The organism is Enterobacter sp. A8 (assembly GCF_004296595.1).
Classification (GTDB): Bacteria; Pseudomonadota; Gammaproteobacteria; order Enterobacterales; family Enterobacteriaceae; genus Enterobacter; species Enterobacter cloacae.
In genome coordinates, this window is sequence record NZ_SCMF01000002.1 from 53787 (window position 1) to 73540 (window position 19754).

17 protein-coding genes are annotated in these 19754 nt (G+C 54.0%); 3 read left to right on the top strand and 14 right to left on the bottom strand.

Annotation, left to right across the window (positions count from 1 at the left end; all coding sequences use genetic code 11):
* Entirely contained in the window at positions 1–780 is a 780-nt protein-coding gene (gene cmoM, locus EQV24_RS08305) for a tRNA uridine 5-oxyacetic acid(34) methyltransferase CmoM (RefSeq protein WP_013097296.1), read from the bottom strand.
* A gap of 124 nt (positions 781–904) precedes the next feature.
* Here cmoM and elyC point away from each other — a divergent pair, with 124 nt between their 5' ends.
* A complete protein-coding gene (gene elyC / locus EQV24_RS08310; RefSeq protein ID WP_013097297.1) occupies positions 905–1684 on the top strand; it encodes an envelope biogenesis factor ElyC in 780 nt (259 codons plus the stop codon).
* On the opposite strand, the gene EQV24_RS08315 is transcribed toward elyC, so the two are convergent.
* From EQV24_RS08315 to EQV24_RS08375, 13 genes are all read right to left on the bottom strand, one after another.
* Entirely contained in the window at positions 1661–2554 is an 894-nt protein-coding gene (locus EQV24_RS08315) for a YcbJ family phosphotransferase (protein WP_130626441.1), read from the bottom strand. The genes elyC and EQV24_RS08315 overlap by 24 nt on opposite strands.
* A gap of 142 nt (positions 2555–2696) precedes the next feature.
* The gene (gene kdsB / locus EQV24_RS08320) at positions 2697–3443 is read right to left on the bottom strand and encodes a 3-deoxy-manno-octulosonate cytidylyltransferase (protein ID WP_130626442.1); all 747 of its coding nucleotides are present in this window, start codon (positions 3441–3443) and stop codon (positions 2697–2699) included.
* The gene (ycaR, locus tag EQV24_RS08325; RefSeq protein WP_013097300.1) at positions 3440–3622 is read right to left on the bottom strand and encodes a protein YcaR; all 183 of its coding nucleotides are present in this window, start codon (positions 3620–3622) and stop codon (positions 3440–3442) included. The genes kdsB and ycaR overlap by 4 nt, the downstream gene beginning before the upstream one ends.
* A 45-nt stretch (positions 3623–3667) precedes the next feature.
* On the bottom strand, positions 3668–4897 hold the full coding sequence (locus EQV24_RS08330; protein WP_130626443.1) for a winged helix-turn-helix domain-containing protein: 1230 nt from the start codon (positions 4895–4897) through the stop codon (positions 3668–3670).
* Positions 4898–4941: 44 nt separating this feature from the next.
* Positions 4942–5919, bottom strand: a complete 978-nt coding sequence (gene lpxK, locus EQV24_RS08335) for a tetraacyldisaccharide 4'-kinase (RefSeq protein WP_045902754.1) — start codon at positions 5917–5919, stop codon at positions 4942–4944.
* Positions 5916–7664: a lipid A ABC transporter ATP-binding protein/permease MsbA gene (gene msbA, locus EQV24_RS08340; RefSeq protein ID WP_045902753.1), complete on the bottom strand. Its 1749-nt coding sequence runs from the start codon at positions 7662–7664 to the stop codon at positions 5916–5918. The genes lpxK and msbA overlap by 4 nt, the downstream gene beginning before the upstream one ends.
* 36 nt (positions 7665–7700) lie before the next feature.
* A complete protein-coding gene (locus EQV24_RS08345; protein ID WP_130626444.1) occupies positions 7701–9965 on the bottom strand; it encodes a ComEC family protein in 2265 nt (754 codons plus the stop codon).
* Between the two features lie 214 nt (positions 9966–10179).
* The gene (ihfB, locus tag EQV24_RS08350) at positions 10180–10467 is read right to left on the bottom strand and encodes an integration host factor subunit beta (protein ID WP_003858233.1); all 288 of its coding nucleotides are present in this window, start codon (positions 10465–10467) and stop codon (positions 10180–10182) included.
* A 170-nt stretch (positions 10468–10637) separates the two neighbouring features.
* The gene (gene rpsA, locus EQV24_RS08355; RefSeq protein ID WP_008499966.1) at positions 10638–12311 is read right to left on the bottom strand and encodes a 30S ribosomal protein S1; all 1674 of its coding nucleotides are present in this window, start codon (positions 12309–12311) and stop codon (positions 10638–10640) included.
* Positions 12312–12422: 111 nt separating this feature from the next.
* A complete protein-coding gene (cmk, locus tag EQV24_RS08360) occupies positions 12423–13106 on the bottom strand; it encodes a (d)CMP kinase (protein WP_013097305.1) in 684 nt (227 codons plus the stop codon).
* 185 nt (positions 13107–13291) lie between these two features.
* Complete coding sequence (gene aroA, locus EQV24_RS08365; protein ID WP_013097306.1) at positions 13292–14575, bottom strand: 3-phosphoshikimate 1-carboxyvinyltransferase; 1284 nt, start codon at positions 14573–14575, stop codon at positions 13292–13294.
* Between the two features lie 68 nt (positions 14576–14643).
* Entirely contained in the window at positions 14644–15732 is a 1089-nt protein-coding gene (gene serC, locus EQV24_RS08370) for a 3-phosphoserine/phosphohydroxythreonine transaminase (protein ID WP_130626445.1), read from the bottom strand.
* A gap of 162 nt (positions 15733–15894) precedes the next feature.
* The gene (locus tag EQV24_RS08375; protein WP_013097308.1) at positions 15895–16587 is read right to left on the bottom strand and encodes a DUF421 domain-containing protein; all 693 of its coding nucleotides are present in this window, start codon (positions 16585–16587) and stop codon (positions 15895–15897) included.
* A gap of 127 nt (positions 16588–16714) precedes the next feature.
* Between EQV24_RS08375 and ycaO the strand changes: the two genes are divergently transcribed.
* Together ycaO and focA are read left to right on the top strand one after the other, a co-directional pair.
* Positions 16715–18475 carry a 30S ribosomal protein S12 methylthiotransferase accessory factor YcaO gene (gene ycaO / locus EQV24_RS08380; RefSeq protein WP_129252577.1) on the top strand — a complete coding sequence of 587 codons (1761 nt, stop codon included), beginning with the start codon at positions 16715–16717 and terminating at the stop codon, positions 18473–18475.
* A gap of 406 nt (positions 18476–18881) precedes the next feature.
* Positions 18882–19739 (top strand): formate transporter FocA, encoded by an 858-nt coding sequence (focA, locus tag EQV24_RS08385; protein WP_013097310.1) that lies wholly within the window; start codon positions 18882–18884, stop codon positions 19737–19739.
* The last annotated feature ends 15 nt before the right edge of the window (positions 19740–19754 follow it).

The window sequence follows — 19754 nt, forward strand, 5'->3', positions numbered from 1 at the left end:
TTATCCTTGCATCTGCGGCTTGTGCGCGGTGACGTGAATATAGCGGCCAAGACTGATAAACGGTTCCTGACGGCAATACCGCGTTTCTAATTCTGTTAAGGTGTCAAAACAGTCACGCTGTTTGTGTTTTTCACGCAGATAATCATGAAACACCCTGACGCCCGTCTTCCCGGTTATCTGCCAGCCAATCTCTTCCAGCCAGCCGTAAACCTGCTGGGGATCGCGCGGATAGTCCGGGGAAAGCGTGCGCTTTTTCTTTTTCGGCATTCCGACCTGAACATAGTCGAAGTTGCCCGCAACCATGTTGTGCATCAGGAAGCCGTTAGCATTGTAGAACATCAGCGACAGCGTACCGCCCGGGCGTAGCATCGACCACAGGGTTTGTAACACGCTTAACGGATCGGCTACCCATTCCAGCACCGCATGAAACAATATCAGATCAACCTGGGTTTCCAAATGCTGTGCGATGTCCTGAGCGGCGCATTGTACAAAATGCATGTTGTCGCTCACACCTTTCTCCTCTGCTGCACGCGTGGCACGCGCAACCATCTCAGCAGAAAGATCGCAAAGTGTGACGTGATGACCGCGCTCAGCCATTTTTATGGCCGTCTGCCCTTCACCGCCTCCGGCGTCAAGCACGCGCAACGTTTGACCGCCATACGTGGCCAGAATGGTGTCCAGATCCTGCCAGAGGATCGTCTGACGTAACTGCCCTTTTGTGGTGCCGTATATGTTGCGCGAAAACTTTTCCGCGATGTCATCAAAATTGCGATCCCGCATTGGGAGAGTTCCACTCGCTAACTGCAAAACCGCTATTTTGTCACACCCGCGCGGAGAATGAACCTCTCTGGTGTAATATCACGGGTATTCGCCTGCTATATGGTTAAAAAAGGAACCAAAAAGGATGCTTTTTACCCTGAAGAAATACATTGGAGGCATGATGCTTCCCCTTCCGCTACTGCTGCTCATCATCGCGCTGGGGCTGGGGCTGGTGTGGTTTAGTCGCTTTCAGAAAAGTGGCAAAACGCTGATCACCTTCGGCTGGCTGGTACTGCTGCTGCTGAGCCTGCAACCCGTCGCAGACAAACTGTTACGTCCCATCGAAAACACCTACCCGACCTGGCAGGGAAACCAGAAAGTGGAGTACATCGTGGTGCTGGGCGGCGGGTATACCTGGGATCCAAACTGGGCCCCCAGCTCTAACCTGATCAACAACAGCCTGCCGCGCCTGAACGAAGGTATTCGCCTGTGGCTGGCTAATCCGGGATCAAAAATGATCTTCACCGGCGCGCCAGCCAAAACCAACCCGGTCAGCACGGCTGAAGCCGGCGCCAGGGTGGCGGAATCCCTCGGCGTGCCGCGCTCCGCTATTATCACGCTGGACAGTCCGAAAGATACCGAAGAAGAAGCCGCCGCGGTGAAACAGGCTATTGGCGATGTTCCGTTCTTACTGGTGACGTCTGCTTCGCATCTGCCAAGGGCAATGATTTTCTTCGAAAAACAAGGACTGCACCCGCTTCCCGCGCCGGCGAACCAGATGGCCATTAACGCCCCGCTCAACCCATGGGAACGGGTGATCCCGTCCCCGATGTGGTTGATGCATAGCGATCGCGTCGGCTATGAGACGCTGGGACGCATCTGGCAGTGGCTGAAAGGCTCCTCAGGCGAGCCAGGGCAGGAGTGATTTTGTCGCAAGGTTAAAGTTGGCGCGGTTGAAACGTCCGGTATTCACCAGCTGCGCCACTTCATCCCACAATAAATAAAGCCAGCGCCGCCAGAGAAACGCCTCCGCAACGGGCGCGCGCTGCAGATAGTGCCACAGCAAGCCTTCAGCGGCCGCGCTGTCGCTGAGCCTGAACAAGTCATACTCGCGTGGAGCCCAGAGCATGACCCCTGGCCCCAGCATCGCCAGAAGCTGATCGCTACGAGAATCTTTAAGCATGCTACGCAGGGTAAAATTACCGTGTATCAACACGCAGTTGTCGTTAAAGCCCTCAAATAGCGCCGGTAAACACTCCCGGGTGCGGAACAGGATACGTTTATCCTGCATGGTCAAGCCGGTGTTGTTGAACTGATTAAGCGTTCCCCACAGCACCTCCACCCGCTGGCGATACCACAGCGGCCAGAGATTTTCCTGAGTGCTGTCGACGGGTCCCACAAGGCCACGGCTATCCTGCCGGTGCCAGGCCAGCAGAGCCTCCACAATCTGGTCTTTCAGCTGTTCCCAGCGCTCCGGTGTACGCGCCGGGGCTTCAACGGATACTCCGCGTAAACGCTCAATCAGCAGAACATCCGGACCGGGGTGCTCTTCATGCGTCATCACTCCGTAAACCGTCGGCATACGCACGGTTCCTTGCCGCGCGAGCATTGAAATTTTCCAGGCGAGCTGCCTGGCCACACCCGGCGAGGTAAAGCTTCGGGCCATCAGCGGCATTGGGTTTCCCTGACTGTCGTACAACGACCAGAGCGCGGTATCTGCCTTTTCGCTTACACATTCCACCCGGCTTAACTTCTCGCCAAGCAGGTGACTCAGTTCGGCACGCAGCTGTTCCATATGAGATTACCCCCATTAAGACTACTGCTTTTATAATGAGCGCGCAGGACGCAGATGTCACCCTGCGGAGATCAATTATGGAAAAGATAAGAGAAAATAAACGGCGGAGTGCATCCCTCCCAAAAGAGGGATGCCGCAAGGATTAACGCAATTCAGCGCGAACGCGCTCAAGATCTTCTGGGGTGTCTACGCCTGTACCAGGCACCTCTTCGGCGACGGCAACGTGGATCTTTTCGCCGTACCAGAGCACACGAAGCTGTTCCAGCATTTCAATATGCTCCAGCGGACTCGGTGTCCAGGTTACATACCGGCGAATAAAGCCAGCGCGATAGCCGTAGATGCCAATATGGCGCAGGAAGGTATCGCCAATGGTCTCTCTGGACACCGCAAAGCGATCACGATCCCACGGGATGGTGGCACGGGAGAAATAGAGCGCATAGCCCTCCGCATCCGTCACAACCTTCACCGCGTTCGGGTTGAACGCTTCTTCCGCGTGGTCGATAGGTACCGCGAGAGTTGCCATGCCAACCTGACGCTGCGCCAGGTTTTCCGCCACCTGACGAATAATCGCCGCCGGGATCATCGGTTCGTCGCCCTGCACGTTAACGATTACCGTATCGTCGCTGAACGCGCATTTCTCAACCACTTCAGCCAGACGTTCAGTACCAGACTGGTGATCGGCACGGGTCATGCATACTTCCCCGCCTGCGGCTTCAACCGCACGCGCAACATCAGGATGATCGGTGGCCACGATAATACGGTCAGCGCCGGACTCACGGGCGCGTTCAAGGACATGCACAATCATTGGCTTGCCGTTGATATCTACCAGCGGCTTACCCGGCAGACGCGTTGAGGCGTAACGGGCAGGAATAATGACGACAAAGCTCATGGTTTGCTCTCTTCAGCCACCAGGGAACGGGCTTCGTTTTCCAGCAGTACCGGAATACCGTCACGCAGCGGGAAAGCCAGGCTGTCCGGTTTGCAAATCAGCTCTTGTTTGTCCTGGCTATAGTAGAGTTTGCCGTTGCACACCGGGCAGGCAATAATTTCAAGTAAACGGTGATCCATAGTTCCTCCGTATGGGTAATCGCTAAAGCTTATCACATTCCCTTTTCAGGGCGTGCCTGTTTCCCAGCCACTTCGACAGGATGTAAAGAGTCCGTCAGGCACGCGGCCCAGCGTCACTTCGCAGGCCTTCTGCCAGCAGGCGAAATCATTGATGGCGGATGTTAACCCTTTTTCCAGGGTCGCGGTTATCCTGACGCCCTCTTCCAGATACAGCGCAATGACCTCTAGCGTGCCGGTTTTACGGTGCATTTTGGCATCCATGCGCCCTACCAGTTGTCCCTTGTGCAGCAGGGGCAAAACAAAGTAACCGTACTGGCGCTTTGGCGCGGGAGTGTAGCACTCCAGCCGGTAGCTGAAATCAAACAGCTGCTCGGCCCGTTTTCTGTCCCAGACCACCGGATCAAAAGGTGACAGCACCGCGCTATGGGTTGCCTGAAGTTTACCTGCTTCAGCTTGTGGCAGCAGCGGGAGTAAATCCGCATGCAGCCACATTTCGCCCAACTTCTCTACAGAGACCGGGATAACCCGCTGCTCGCGCTGCCAGTTATCCAGCAACGGTTTCAGCGTGGGCTGTCGGAGACGGTAATAATCGGCCAGCCATTGCGGACGGAAAATACCCAGACTGCGGGCGCTGTTTTCAATCATGACGGCTTCGGCTGCCTCCTGTGTGAGCAGGTCGCGCTCGTCGTCCCAGTGAGGCATCACCCGCTGCGTCAGGTCGTACACCCGTTGAAAATTACGCCGCTCGACTACCATTACCTTGCCTGATGTAAACAACCCTTCGAGATGACGCTTGTGCGGTTTCCATTCCCACCAGCCGCTTGCCCCTTTTCGCGGATGTTCAAAATCCGCGGAACGTACTGGCCCCTTTTCCGCGATATGGGCAATGAGCTGCTCAATTTCAGCCGCATGCTCGTGCACCCACGCCTGCCGGTATTTCCAGCCCATTTTTTCCGGGGCAAGCATACGGTGGCGAACCAGGGCAAAATCGCTGCGGGGCAGGAAACAGGCTTCATGTGCCCAGTATTCCATCAGCTCTCCCTTGCTGAGCGCATCATCGAGCCACTGAGGCGGATAATTGCCCAGCCGGCTGAACAGCACCAGGTAGGGGCTACGAGCCACAATGTTGATGGTGTCGATTTGCAACAACGACATGCGTTGCACGGTAGTGAGGATATCGGCAGGCTGCGCGCGGCGACGGGGCTTTTTAAGAAGTCCTTGCGCGGCAAGGTGCAAGTTACGTGCGGCTGAAAGCGAGAGTTGCGGTAAAGACATGCGTTTTCCTGTCAGTCAAAGCGCCACCAGAACCGCGTAAGCTCTTAATGCACCAACGCAATCAGTTCCTGGAGCAAGTGTTCCGGCTGCTCGCCGCTGAGTTCAGCGTCAACCGGCAGATACCACCAGTTTTCTTTTGCAAAAGCGCGGCATTTCACCGCATCTTTTTCGGTCATGATTAATGTCTGACCGGATGTTGTCAACGCGTCTACCTGCTCCGCCACCAGCGCCTGGTGATCGGCCAGCGGAACACGTTTTTCAAGGCGGGCACCACACTGTTCCAGCGTTGCGAAGAAACGTGGAGGATGACCAATACCTGCCATCGCGACCAGCGCCGGTAGCCGGGAAACGGCCTGTCGTTCACCGGTCAACAGGTTAATTGCCATACCTGGCTGGAGTTGCATCGGGATCTCCCCCGGCTGTGCCACACCGCCGTTAACAATCACCGCATCCACGGACTTCAGGCGCGAAGCGCGTTCACGCATGGGGCCTGCAGGCAGCCACCAGCCGTTGCCAAAACGGCGGACGCCATCAATGACCACAATCTCTTTATCACGCGCCAGCGCGTAATGCTGCAGACCGTCATCGGTAATAATTATTTGCACGTCGTGTTCGGCAAGCAACGCCTGAACAGCATCACTACGCACCGGAGAGACTGCGACAGGCGCGCCAGTACGCTGATAAATCAATACCGGCTCATCCCCCGCCTCGGCGGTCGTCGTGTCCGGCGTCAGGAGCAGTGGATAGTACGCCGCTTTGCCGCCGTAACCTCGCGACACCACGCCGGGGCGGATGCCGCGCTTTTGCAGTTGCTCAACCAGCCAGATGACCACAGGGGTTTTACCGTTCCCCCCTGCCGTGAGGTTGCCCACCACGACAACCGGCACCGGTGCACGCCACGCCCGCTTTAGCCCCAGACGGTAAAGCAGACGGATAATGCCGCTCACCAGACCATACAGCCAGGAGAGCGGCAGAAGCAGCAGCCACAGCGGGGACTCACCGGACCAGATGCGGGCAATCATTCGCCGAACTGCATCTTATGGAGCTGAGCGTAAACACCACGCTGTGCCAGTAAATCGGTATGGCTACCGCGTTCTACAATGACCCCATCCTCCACAACAACGATTTCGTCAGCCTGTTCAATCGTTGACAGGCGGTGCGCAATCACCAGTGATGTACGGTTCTTTTGCAGTTCATCCAGCGCAGACTGAATTGCACGTTCAGATTCTGTATCCAAAGCAGAGGTTGCTTCGTCAAGGATCAGAATAGGGCTGTTACGCAGCAGTGCACGGGCGATGGCGATACGCTGGCGTTGACCACCGGAGAGCAGAACCCCATTCTCACCGATGATGGTATCCAGGCCGTTGTCCATCTTGTTAATAAAGTCCATGGCATAGGCCATGCGAGCGGCTTCTTCAATCTGCTCGCGGCTGTACTCTTCAGTGCGCGCATAGGCAATGTTGTTCGCAACAGTATCGTTGAACAGATGCACGTTCTGAGACACCAGCGCAACCTGGTTACGCAGCGACTGCAGGGTGTATTCCCGCAGGTCGTAACCGTCTAACAGAATTTCACCCTGATCGATGTCGTAGAAGCGGGTAATCAGGCTGGCAATCGTCGATTTACCCGAACCGGAACGGCCGACCAGCGCAACGGTTTTGCCTGCCGGAATGGTCAGGTTGATGTTACGTAATGCTGGAGCTTCACGGCCAGGGTAAGTGAAGGTCACGTTGCGGAATTCGACATCGCCCTTTGCGCGCTCAATGACGCGAGTGCCTTCGTCTTTCTCTTGCTCGGAATCCAGGATGCTGAACAGCGTCTGGCATGCTGCCATCCCGCGCTGGAACTGGGCGTTAACGTTGGTCAGCGACTTCAGCGGACGCATCAGCGCAATCATGGAAGAGAACACAACGGTGATGGTCCCCGCCGTCAGCGTTTCCATTACGCTCGGGAAGCTTGCCGCATAGAGGACGAATGCCAGAGCCAGAGAGGCAATCAGCTGAATAATGGGGTCAGAGATTGAAGAGGCCGAGACCATTTTCATCCCCTGCAGACGCATTTTGTTGCTGACTTTATCGAAGCGTTTTGTTTCGACCTCCTGCCCGCCGAAAATCAACACCTCTTTATGTCCTTTCAGCATCTGTTCAGCGCTGGTGGTCACCTGCCCCATCGTATTCTGCATATTCTTACTGATATTGCGAAAACGCTTTGAGACGACGCGGATCGCGACAGAAACAACCGGAGCCAGCACGATGAGGATCAGCGACAGCTGCCAGCTGTAATAGAACATCATCACGAACAGACCGATAATTGACGCACCTTCACGCACAACGGTAATCAGTGCGCTGGAGGAAGAGGATGCCACCTGTTCTGAGTCATAGGTGATACGTGACAGCAACGTACCTGTCGATTGTTTGTCAAAGAAGGCCACCGGCATGCCCATCATGTGGCTGAACAGCCGACGGCGCATTGTCATGACCACTTTTCCTGACACCCAGGAGATGCAATAACTGGAAATATAGCTGGTGATACCGCGTAAGATCATCAGTCCGATCACCACCAGAGGCATCCATAGCAACACTGAGCGATCCGTTTTACCAAAACCGTCATCCAGTAACGGTTTGAGGAGCGATAACATAAAAGTATCGCTGGCTGCGTTGAGAACTAACGCTATACCCGCCACGATTAAACCTGCTTTAAAAGGTGCAATCATCGGCCAGAGTCGGCGGAAGGTTTGCCACGTGGAGAGATCTTTGTCGTTATGCATTCAAAAAACCAGCATCTGTTGAAATAGCCGCATATTCTACCCGTTATCGACGGGCGCGCCAAACCACTGATGATACCAACGCGGTAAATATTGCTGCCGCAACCGTCGGATTTGCCAGGCATGTTGCGAAAACGTCACCGATATTTGGCCCGAATGTGGGGTATCGTGCCAGACATAGCCCTCTTTTCGATAACGCTTCACCACCTTCACTGACGGGAATCGCCACGCATTGTAACGGGCCGCAGAATCCAGCGCGATTTCGCCTCCCACCCGTTGTACCAGCGGCAACGATGAGGAGGTATTACTGCCATGGTGCGGCACCTGTATCACCGTTGACGTAAGATAACGCCAGTAATGGCTAAGCATAGCCTGTTCCGCTTGCGCTTCAATGTCCCCTGTCAGCAAAACACTCTGCTCACCGTCATCAATTTTAACCACGCAGGAGCGATTGTTACCCTGGGCAGAGGATCCAGCCGGTGGCCAGTGAACGGTCAATGTTAGCCCCTGCCATTTCCACTGCTGCCCGCGAAAGCAGGAAAGATGCTGCGCCCACCCCAGCGGGCTTCGTACCCACAAGTCTGGCCATGCCGCCTGCAGCGATGCCAGACCACCAGCATGGTCCAGGTGCTCGTGACTGAGAATAACGCCCTCTGGTTGCAGGTGATGCCAGCGTAACCACGGAATGATCAACTGCTGCGCACTGTCTCCCCCAGGCCAGCCGGGACCGGTGTCGTATAGAAGCGCTTTACCCTGCCGCTCAATAACCATAGATAGCCCCTGCCCCACATCCAGCATATGCAACGTCCAGCTATCGGTTTTCGCCGTTTGCATGAATGGGGATGCCAGCACGACAGTTCCTGTCAGACACACAGCCGGCATGCTTTTCCAGGAGCGAAAGCGCCAGCCGATAATGGCCAGCCAGGGCAGCAATGTCAGGTACTGCCAGCGCTCATCGACGTCCTGCCAGCCATCAGGCAGACGCTGCAGCAGCCAGAACAATCCGGCCAGGGACTTATCTGCCGCAAACCATACGCCAGTCTCCAGGGGGACCAGCGGGAGCAGGTGCAGTAGCATACCGAGCAGGATCAGCGGAACCGAGATAAAGGTCACCAGCGGAACGGCAAAGAGATTGGCCACCAGCGAAGAGACGCTGAAGCCATGGAACATCAACACCTGCAAAGGCAGGAGCAGCAGCAACATCCCAACCTGCAGATAGAGTAAATTTACCAGGGGTCGCACCCGGCGAGTCCAGCGCCAGCTGGGGAGTGGCAGCCACTGAAACCAGAAAATCAACGCCGCGACAGCAAACGCTGACAACGCCAGGCTTTGAGAAAGCACCGCCAGCGGATCAACGATGAGTATCGCTGCAATACAGCTACACCAGACCTGCCATGCTGACCACTGACGCGCGCCGATCCGCAGAGCGGCCAGCACCGCAAGTGCGATGACCGTGCGTAATGCAGGCGGCTGCAGACCCGTCAGCCATGCGTAGAAGGCCGCAAAAAACAGTCCCGCAAGCAGTGGCATCTGCCAGCGGATCCACTGACACGGCAATAAAAACTGAATACCCCTGGCAAGCAACCAGACGATGGAAGCCGCCAGCGTGATATGCAAACCCGAGATCGCCATCAGATGCGACGTGCCGGTTTCACGCATCAGTGTTTTTATTTCCCGGGGCACATCCAGGCGCTCGCCCATCCCCAGCCCCAGGATCACCGCTCCCCATCGATAGGCTGAAAGGGTGTCGTGCAGCGATGACAGATAGCGGGCACGCAAGCTGCAGCGTTCATCAATAATTTCTGCCCGTGTAAAACGTCCGCTCAACGTTTGATGCCGGGCAAAAGCATTTCGCTGAGGATCATATCCTCCGTCGTTCAGTTCACCATGTACAGGCCTGAGCCTGAGCGTCATGGCCCAGCGCTGACCCGCGCAGGCCTTTTGCGGCAGGTAATTGCCATACAGCACGATGCCCGTCGATGCCCACCAGCGTTTGCCATTAAGTGCAACGAGTTTCCCCTGATGGACTGTTGCGCCATCGGTGGCGGTGATCTCCACCTCAGCCTTGACTGCACCGGTGGTTAGATGCTGCATCGGCCAGACGCTTTCCTGCGCTGCCAGAATGCCCCACGCGCAAAATAACAACCCCATACCGATACACTTCAGACTGAAGCTTCGCTGTAAGCCCAGCAACACCCCACCGGCAACCATGATCCATACAGTATGCCGTGCAGGTAGTTCAGGTAACCAGAGTAGCGGCACTATCGCCAGAATTGCGCACAGACTTAGTGTGGGAATTCCCATTACGACCTCCCTGTTTCAGGGCGGCAGTATGTAAGAAGAGGGAGAGAGGCGTCAGTTGAATAAAATGCAGGTTACAGCGCGCGCTGCACTGTTTTTGTCGGTTTGCAGAAAACGACACGAGGATTGCGGCACAGCTTCAGAATAAAAACGATAAGTACAAAAAAAGCACCCGGAGGTGCTTTCTTTTGAACCCAGTTTAACCTGATGGCTAAACTCAGTTGCCGTAAATATTGGCGCGATCGCGCAGTTCTTTACCCGGCTTAAAGTGTGGAACGTACTTACCTTCCAGCTCGACTTTATCACCAGTCTTCGGGTTACGCCCGGTACGTGGAGCACGATAGTGCAGAGAAAAACTACCGAAACCGCGGATTTCAATGCGCTCGCCCTGGGCAAGAGTGGTGGCCATATGCTCCAGCATCTCTTTTACGGCATCTTCCACTGCTTTAGCTGGGATATGCGGTTGCTGACTGGCAAGTCTTTCAATCAATTCTGACTTGGTCATGATTCCTCCGGTTCCTTTCAAACCAATTAGCTGAACAGCTCATTAAACAAGGGCGGCCGTAGCCGCCCTTTGTTATTGATTACAGGACGAATCCTGCAATCTGTCAAGTTTGCTCCTCATCCTTCGCGCGATAAATGCGTTACCGCTCAAAGGATGCTGAGGACTTGATATTACTCGCCTTTAGCTGCTTTGAAAGCTTCAGCCATTGCGTTGTTAGAGAAGTTTGCATCTTCCTGTTTGTTAACAGTAGCGATTGCATCTTTCTCGTCAGCTTCGTCTTTCGCACGAACAGACAGGCTGATTGCACGGTTCTTACGGTCAACACCGGTGAACTTAGCTTCAACATCGTCGCCAACGTTCAGAACCAGAGTGGCATCTTCAACGCGGTCACGTGAAGCTTCAGAAGCGCGCAGGTAACCTTCAACGCCGTCAGCCAGTTCTACGGTTGCGCCTTTAGCGTCAACTGCAGTCACTTTACCGTTTACGATTGCGCCTTTCTTGTTCAGTGCAACCCAGTTGTTGAACGGATCTTCTGCGAGCTGTTTAACGCCCAGAGAGATACGCTCACGCTCTGCGTCAACCTGCAGAACAACTGCTGCGATTTCGTCGCCTTTTTTGTATTCACGAACTGCTTCTTCGCCTGCAACGTTCCAGGAGATGTCAGACAGGTGAACCAGGCCGTCGATGCCGCCGTCCAGGCCGATGAAGATACCGAAGTCAGTGATAGACTTGATTTTACCTTCAACACGGTCGCCCTTGTTGTGGGTTTCCGCGAACTGCTGCCATGGGTTGTTTTTGCACTGCTTCAGGCCCAGGGAGATACGACGACGTTCTTCGTCGATATCCAGAACCATAACTTCCACTACGTCACCAACGTTAACAACTTTGGATGGGTGGATGTTTTTGTTGGTCCAGTCCATTTCGGAAACGTGTACCAGACCTTCAACGCCTTCTTCGATTTCAACGAAGCAGCCGTAGTCAGTCAGGTTGGTCACGCGGCCAGTCAGTTTGGTACCTTCTGGGTAACGCTTAGCGATAGCTACCCATGGATCTTCGCCCAGCTGTTTCAGGCCGAGGGATACACGAGTACGCTCGCGGTCGAACTTCAGCACTTTAACAGTGATTTCGTCGCCCACGTTCACGATTTCGCTTGGGTGCTTAACGCGTTTCCACGCCATGTCGGTGATGTGCAGCAGGCCATCAACGCCGCCCAGGTCAACGAATGCGCCGTAGTCAGTGAGGTTCTTAACGATACCTTTGACTTCCATGCCTTCCTGCAGGTTTTCCAGCAGCTGATCGCGTTCTGCGCTGTTTTCGGATTCGATAACGGCACGACGGGAAACAACAACGTTGTTACGCTTCTGGTCCAGCTTGATTACTTTGAACTCAAGCTCTTTGCCTTCGAGGTGCAGGGTGTCACGGACTGGACGAACGTCTACCAGAGAACCTGGCAGGAACGCACGAATACCATTCAGCTCAACAGTGAAGCCACCTTTAACTTTGCCGTTGATAACACCGACCACAGTTTCAGCTTCTTCGTAAGCTTTCTCCAGCGTGATCCATGCTTCGTGACGTTTAGCTTTTTCACGAGACAGCAGGGTTTCGCCGAAGCCGTCTTCTACTGCGTCCAGAGCAACGTCAACTTCGTCACCTACCTGGATTTCCAGCTCGCCCTGGGCGTTTTTGAACTGCTCTGCCGGAATGGCGGACTCAGATTTCAGACCGGCGTCAACCAGTACTACGTCTTTGTCGATAGCAACAACAACACCGCGAACGATGGAACCCGGACGGGTTTCGATTTCTTTTAAGGATTCTTCAAACAGTTGAGCAAAAGATTCAGTCATGTTTAATCTTCAGGTTAATATTAACGTCCACCTGGCTCCGTGCCGGATGGGGTTGTTTCACATACCCGCCGTCAATCCATTGCAGCGGGGGTACTGCTAAATCGGTCGCAATTACGCGAGTGCCAGTTTTTGGCGCGCATATTGTAGCGCTTTTTCAATCACTTGCTCAATAGTTAAACTGGTGGAATCCAGAACTAATGCATCTTCTGCAGGAACAAGTGGGGCGACGGCGCGGTTACGGTCGCGGTCATCGCGCTCTTTTATCTCGGATAAAAGGCGATCAAAGTTAACACTAAACCCCTTCTCCTGCAACTGAAGCATGCGGCGTTGAGCCCGTTCTTCCGAGGAGGCGTCAAGGAAAATTTTCACTGGCGCATCAGGGAATACCACCGTCCCCATATCTCGTCCGTCAGCGATCAGGCCGGGTGCTTCACGGAAAGCACGCTGACGGCGTAACAGGGCCTCACGAACGCGCGGGAAAGCCGCCACCTGAGAGGCAGCGTTCGCAACCTCCTGCGTACGAATTTCGCCGCTCACATCTTCCCCTTCCAGGATCACTTCGAGGTTGCCATCGGTCGAGACAAAACGCACATCCAGATGCGCAGCCAGCGGAACCAGCGCCTCTTCAGACGCAACATCAACATGGTGATGCAGCGCTGCCAGCGCCAGCACGCGATAGATAGCTCCCGAATCTAAAAGATGCCATTGCAATGCTTCCGCCATCGCCTTGCACAGAGTTCCTTTCCCTGCGCCACTAGGCCCATCAATGGTGATTACCGGGGCAACTGCCGTCATCTTTTTCTCCTTAATAAAGGCATACCGTTAACATGAACGCCGCGCATTATACGCGCCAACGTGCGCAACTGTTACCTTTGCGTGCAAATTACGGAATTAATGAAGCAGAGTGTAGAAGAAATGTGCGGGAACAAACGTCAGAAAACGTAAGGAAATGCCGCATCGGGTGATGCGGCATCATGTCATCAGGCCAGTGTACTGATGCGGGCCAGCTGTTCGAAATAGTCCGGGAAGGTTTTCGCCGTACATTTCGGATCGAGGATCGTGACAGGTGTATCGGACAAGGCCACCAGCGAGAAGCACATCGCCATACGGTGATCGTTGTAAGTTCCGATTTCCGCGAACTGCAGTTTTGCCGGAGGCGTTACGCGAATGTAGTCTTCGCCCTCTTCCACTTCGGCACCCACTTTACGCAACTCGGTGGCCATCGCAAACAGACGGTCAGTCTCTTTTACGCGCCAGTTGTAGATGTTACGCAGCGTCGTGGTGCCTTTTGCAAAGAGCGCAGCGGTGGCAATGGTCATTGCCGCGTCAGGAATGTGGTTCATGTCCATATCGATGGCGTTGAGTTCACCACGTGTACAGGCGATGAAATCCTCCCCCCAGGTCACTACCGCACCCATTTTCTCCAGCACATCAGCAAAACGAATATCGCCCTGCACGCTGTTACGGCCAATACCGGTCACTTTCACCGTACCGCCTTTAATAGCACCTGCCGCCAGGAAGTAAGACGCAGATGAGGCGTCACCTTCAACCAGATAGTTACCCGGAGACTGATACTGCTGCGCACCGCGAACCACGAAGCGCTGATACGCCTGGTTTTCCACCTCCACACCAAAGGTTTTCATCAGATGCAGGGTGATATCAATGTACGGCTTAGACACCAGGTCGCCCTTGATGGTGATGACCGTATCCTGCGGTGCCAGCGGTGCAGTCATCAGCAGTGCCGTCAGGAACTGGCTGGAGACGCTGCCGTCCACCTCGACGTTGCCGCCGGTAAAGCCACCGCGAAGGCGCAGTGGTGGGTAATTTTCTTGCTCCAGATAGTCAATCTGGGCACCGCCCTGACGAAGGGCATCCACAAGATGACCGATCGGACGCTCTTTCATGCGCGGCTCGCCGGTCAGAACAATATTGTTGCTGCCCAGGCACAGAGCTGCCGCCAGTGGGCGCATGGCGGTTCCCGCGTTACCCAGAAACAGCTCCAGTTCCTCGGCTGAACGTAGCGCACCGCCGTTCCCCGTCACTTCACAGCGGGTACGGTCGTCAGACAGCGTGTAGTGAACTCCCAACGCTTTCAGCGCATTGAGCATATGGCGCACGTCATCGCTGTCCAGCAGGTTCGTGAGGACGGTGGTGCCGTTTGCCAGAGCTGCCAGCAGCAGAGCGCGGTTCGAGACACTTTTTGAACCAGGCAGATTGATGGTGCCATCTACCCGCGCGATAGGTTGTAACGTCAGGGATTCCATGAAACTTAACTCTCAACTCAACATAATAAAAACCCCGCAGCAGGGCTACGGGGGTGAAAACAGCGCAATCAACCGTGGCGACGTTCGAAGTCAATCATGAAATCGGTCAGGGCTTTAACGCCTTCCAGCGGCATGGCGTTATAGATGGAGGCGCGCATGCCGCCTACCACACGGTGACCTTTCAGCGCATGCAGACCTGCGGCGAAGGACTCTTCCAGGAAAACTTTATCCAGGTTGCTGTCCGCCAGCTGGAACGGCACGTTCATGCGGGAACGGTTGGCTTTCGCCACATCGTTACGATAGAAATCACTCTTATCAATGACGCCGTACAGCAGTTCAGCTTTCTGCTGATTGATCTTGTCCATCTGCGCCACGCCGCCGTTTTGCTTCAGCCATTTAAAGACCAGGCCGGAGAGATACCAGGCAAACGTCGGTGGGGTGTTGAACATGGAGTCGTTATCGTTCAGCACAGTGTAATCAAGAATCGACGGGCAGGATTTATGCGCTTTACCCAGCAGATCGTCACGTACGATGACGATAGTCAGGCCTGCAGGGCCGATATTTTTCTGCGCACCCGCATAGATGACACCGTAGCGGCTGACGTCAATCGGCGCAGAGAGAATGGTGGAGGAGAAGTCAGCAGCAACCACCACGTCTTTACCGAAGTCCGGCGTCTCGTCGATGGCAATCCCGTCAATGGTTTCGTTCGGGCAGTAGTGCAGATACGCGGCGTTGTCAGAGAGCTGCCACTCGCTCATTGGCTTCACGGCACGCAGGCCATCAACGGTCACTTTGACGTCGATGACGTTTGGCGTGCAATACTTGTGCGCCTCCTTCACCGCGCTGGCAGCCCAGTAGCCAGCGTCAACATAGTCTGCCGTGGTTTTGTCACCCAGAATATTCAGCGGTACGCCAGAAAACTGGCCGCGTCCACCACCGTGGCAGAACAATACTTTGTAGTTCGAGGGAATGTTCAGCAGATCGCGAAAATCCTTTTCTGCCTCTTCCGCCACCTGAATAAACTCTTTACCTCGGTGGCTGATTTCCATCACCGACGTACCCAGACCGTTCCAGTCACAAAGTTCCTGTTGAGCCTGTTTAAGCACGTCTGCCGGTAACATTGCCGGACCTGAACTGAAATTAAAGACTTGAGCCATTTCCCCTCACCACGCTAAAAGCCATAAGTTATAACTGTGGATATCGGTTTTATCATTCAGTGACACGCGCCGCAATGTCTAAAACTTATGACCGGTGAAATGTGCCCTTCGTCACACAATACAATCTGTCGCCTCGCTGTCACAAAACCGACAAAATGGCTGTCAGACAAGGCGTTTGGCCCGGCTAACCTTCGACCATTCCGGATTTGTACAGCGGGGACATAATTGATGATCGCCCACGTGCATGGCAACGACATGGCTACATCTTACACAGGCATATTCGCCGGATTCCGGTACCGTTTTAAACCGCTCGATCAACATATCCGGCAGAATACAGAGCCCTGGCTTAACCTCGTCGTCAGGATAGTAATACACGCTGATTTGCCCATTCGTTTCCATTATCGCCAGACGCACTTGCCCAAGCTGCTCCACGCTGTTCAGCCGCAGCTCCATAAAGAACTCAAATTCGGTCATATTGGCGCTTTGGACATTTTCCCATGCCAGCTGTCCGTTCTCAACGATAACGACGGGTTTCCCTTCAAGCATGTCTTCCAGCTTTTCGCTTTTCGACATCAGCCACATGACCAGCCGGTAAAGCAGCGCCAGCGTGACGAAGACAATAAACACCGGCACCATTGGCACATCATCGTAAAAAGCGACATCCCCCGCCGCTGAACCCAGCGTCAGAATGATCAGCACCTCAAACAGCGACATCTGCCGTACGCCACGCCGACCAGTGATTTTAAGAAACAGGAAGACCAGGACGAAGGTATACAGACTACGCAGCGCCACTTCGCCTAAAAATTCGGGTGGGACTTTATCAAACGCCATCCTTTGCAGATCGAATGCTTTCATTTTTTTATGCCTTAACAGTCAGTTACTGACAGTAAGCATAGCCCAGTCTTTTATTTTCGCCGGAGATAGCACCCGTCACGCAAAACCCGTATCATTGCGCGCTTTACGTACGATAAAAGTGAACGCCATGACTCAAACGTTTATCCCCGGCAAAGACGCCGCCCTGGAAGATTCCATCGCTCGCTTCCAGCAGAAACTGACCGACCTGGGCTTTAATATCGAAGAAGCCTCCTGGCTTAATCCAGTGCCTCACGTCTGGTCCGTGCATATTCGCGATAAAGACTGTGCACTGTGCTTTACCAACGGTAAAGGCGCGACGAAAAAAGCGGCGCTGGCTTCTGCGCTGGGTGAGTATTTTGAACGTCTGTCGACCAACTACTTCTTCGCCGATTTCTGGCTGGGTGAAACCATCGCTAACGGCCCGTTCGTTCACTATCCCAATGAAAAATGGTTCCCGTTGACCGAAGACGATGAACTGCCGGAAGGCATTCTGGATGCGCGTCTGCGTGCGTTCTACGATCCAGAAAATGAACTGACCGCCAGTATGCTGATCGATCTGCAGTCGGGTAATGAAGAGCGTGGGATCTGCGCCCTGCCGTTCACCCGTCAGTCTGATGAACAGACCGTGTACATCCCGATGAACATTGTCGGTAACCTGTATGTCTCTAACGGCATGTCCGCCGGTAATACCCGCAATGAAGCGCGTGTGCAGGGGCTGTCAGAAGTGTTTGAGCGCCACATTAAAAACCGCATCATTGCTGAATCCATCAGTCTGCCTGAAATTCCGGCCGACGTGCTGGCGCGCTATCCGGGCGTGGTGGAATCCATTGCTAAGCTGGAGGCAGAAGGCTTCCCTATCTTTGCGTATGATGGCTCGCTGGGTGGTAAATATCCGGTTATCTGCGTTGTGCTGTTTAACCCGACAAACGGCACCTGCTTCGCCTCCTTCGGCGCGCATCCTGACTTCGGCGTGGCGCTGGAGCGTACCGTCACCGAGCTGCTGCAGGGCCGTAGCCTGAAAGATCTCGATGTATTTACTCCACCAACCTTTGACGACGAAGAAGTGGCCGAGCATACCAACCTCGAAACCCACTTCATCGACTCCAGCGGTTTGATCTCCTGGGACATGTTCAAGCAGGACGCAGACTATCCATTCGTCGACTGGAGCTTTGCCGGTACGACCGAAGAAGAGTTCGCTACCCTGATGACCATCTTCAACGCGGAAGATAAAGAAGTCTACATTGCTGACTACGAACACCTGGGTGTTTACGCCTGCCGTATTCTGGTGCCGGGCATGTCCGATATCTATCCGGCTGAAGATCTGTGGCTGGCAAACAACAGCATGGGTGCGCACCTGCGTGAAACGCTGCTGGCCCTGCCGGGCAGCGAGTGGGAAAAAGAGGATTATCTGAACCTGATCGCCCAGCTGGACGACGAAGGCCATGATGACTTCACGCGCGTACGTGAACTGCTGGGTCTGGCTACCGGTAAAGATAACGGCTGGTATACCCTGCGCATCGGCGAGCTGAAAGCGATGCTGGCGCTGGCTGGCGGCGATCTGGATCAGGCCCTGGCCTGGACCGAGTGGACCATGGAATTCAACCAGTCAGTGTTCTCTGCCGAGCGCACCAACTACTACCGCTGCCTGCAAACCCTCCTGCTTCTTGCGCAGGAAGAGGATCGTGAGCCACTGCAGTACCTGAATGCCTTCGTGCGCATGTACGGTGCCGAGGCGGTAGAAGCCGCCAGCGCGGCCCTGAGCGGCGAAGCGCCATTCTACGGACTGCAGGCGGTCGACAGCGATCTGAAAGCCTTCCCTGCGCATCAGTCGCTGTTGAAGGCCTATGAAAAACTGCAGAAAGCAAAAGCCGCTTACTGGTCAAAATAAGCGCATATAACATTATCAGCAGTAGGCGTATTTAATCGTCTGGGCTATATTACGGGGCAATTTCATTGCCCCGTTTTTTATTTTTTTCGGCAATGAACGTTGAATGTAATAATAAAGTTAAATATGGGTAAATATAATAATATTTACCTGGGCTTTACTGTTACTTTTTATGGCAAATACTCCATATTAATTAACTGTTTCAGAGGTGGCCGACCGAAAAAATTCAACTCTTCTCATAACTTTTAAAATTTATTTTTATACGGATAATCAAAAACTTACACCGCATTTGTCGTAAAACCATACACACTGCGGGCCTATAAGCCAGGCGAGATATGATCTATATCAATTTCTCTTCTATAATGCTTTGTTAGTATCTCGTCGCCGACTTAATAAAGAGAGAGTTAGTGTGAAAGCTGACAACCCTTTTGATCTTTTACTCCCTGCTGCGATGGCCAAAGTGGCCGAAGAAGCAGGTGTCTATAAAGCAACGAAACACCCGATGAAGACGTTCTATCTGGCGATCACGGCTGGTGTGTTCATCTCTATCGCGTTCGTCTTCTACATCACTGCCACCACCGGTACTGCCGCGATGCCTTACGGCATGGCCAAACTGATTGGCGGCATTTGCTTCTCACTGGGTCTGATTCTGTGCGTTATCTGTGGCGCCGACCTCTTCACCTCAACGGTGCTGATTGTCGTAGCAAAAGCCAGCGGAAGAATTACCTGGGGTCAACTGGCGCGCAACTGGCTTAACGTCTATGTTGGTAACCTGATTGGCTGTCTGCTCTTTGTTTTGTTGATGTGGCTCTCTGGCGAGTATATGACCGCCAACGGTGGCTGGGGACTGAACGTCCTGCAGACCGCGGACCACAAAATGCACCACACATTTATCGAAGCGGTTGCACTTGGCATCCTCGCGAACCTGATGGTCTGTCTGGCGGTATGGATGAGTTACTCCGGCCGTAGCCTGATGGACAAAGCCATGATTATGGTTCTGCCGGTTGCGATGTTTGTTGCCAGCGGCTTCGAGCACAGTATCGCGAACATGTTTATGATCCCAATGGGTATTGTAATCCGCAACTTTGCGAGCCCGGAGTTCTGGACTGCAGTTGGTTCAACCCCGGAAAGTTTCTCTCACCTGACTATTATGAATTTCATTACTGATAACCTGATCCCTGTCACTATCGGGAACATTATCGGTGGGGGTCTGTTAGTTGGGTTGACATACTGGGTCATTTACCTGCGTGGCGACGATCATCATTGATGGTTATCTCAGGCA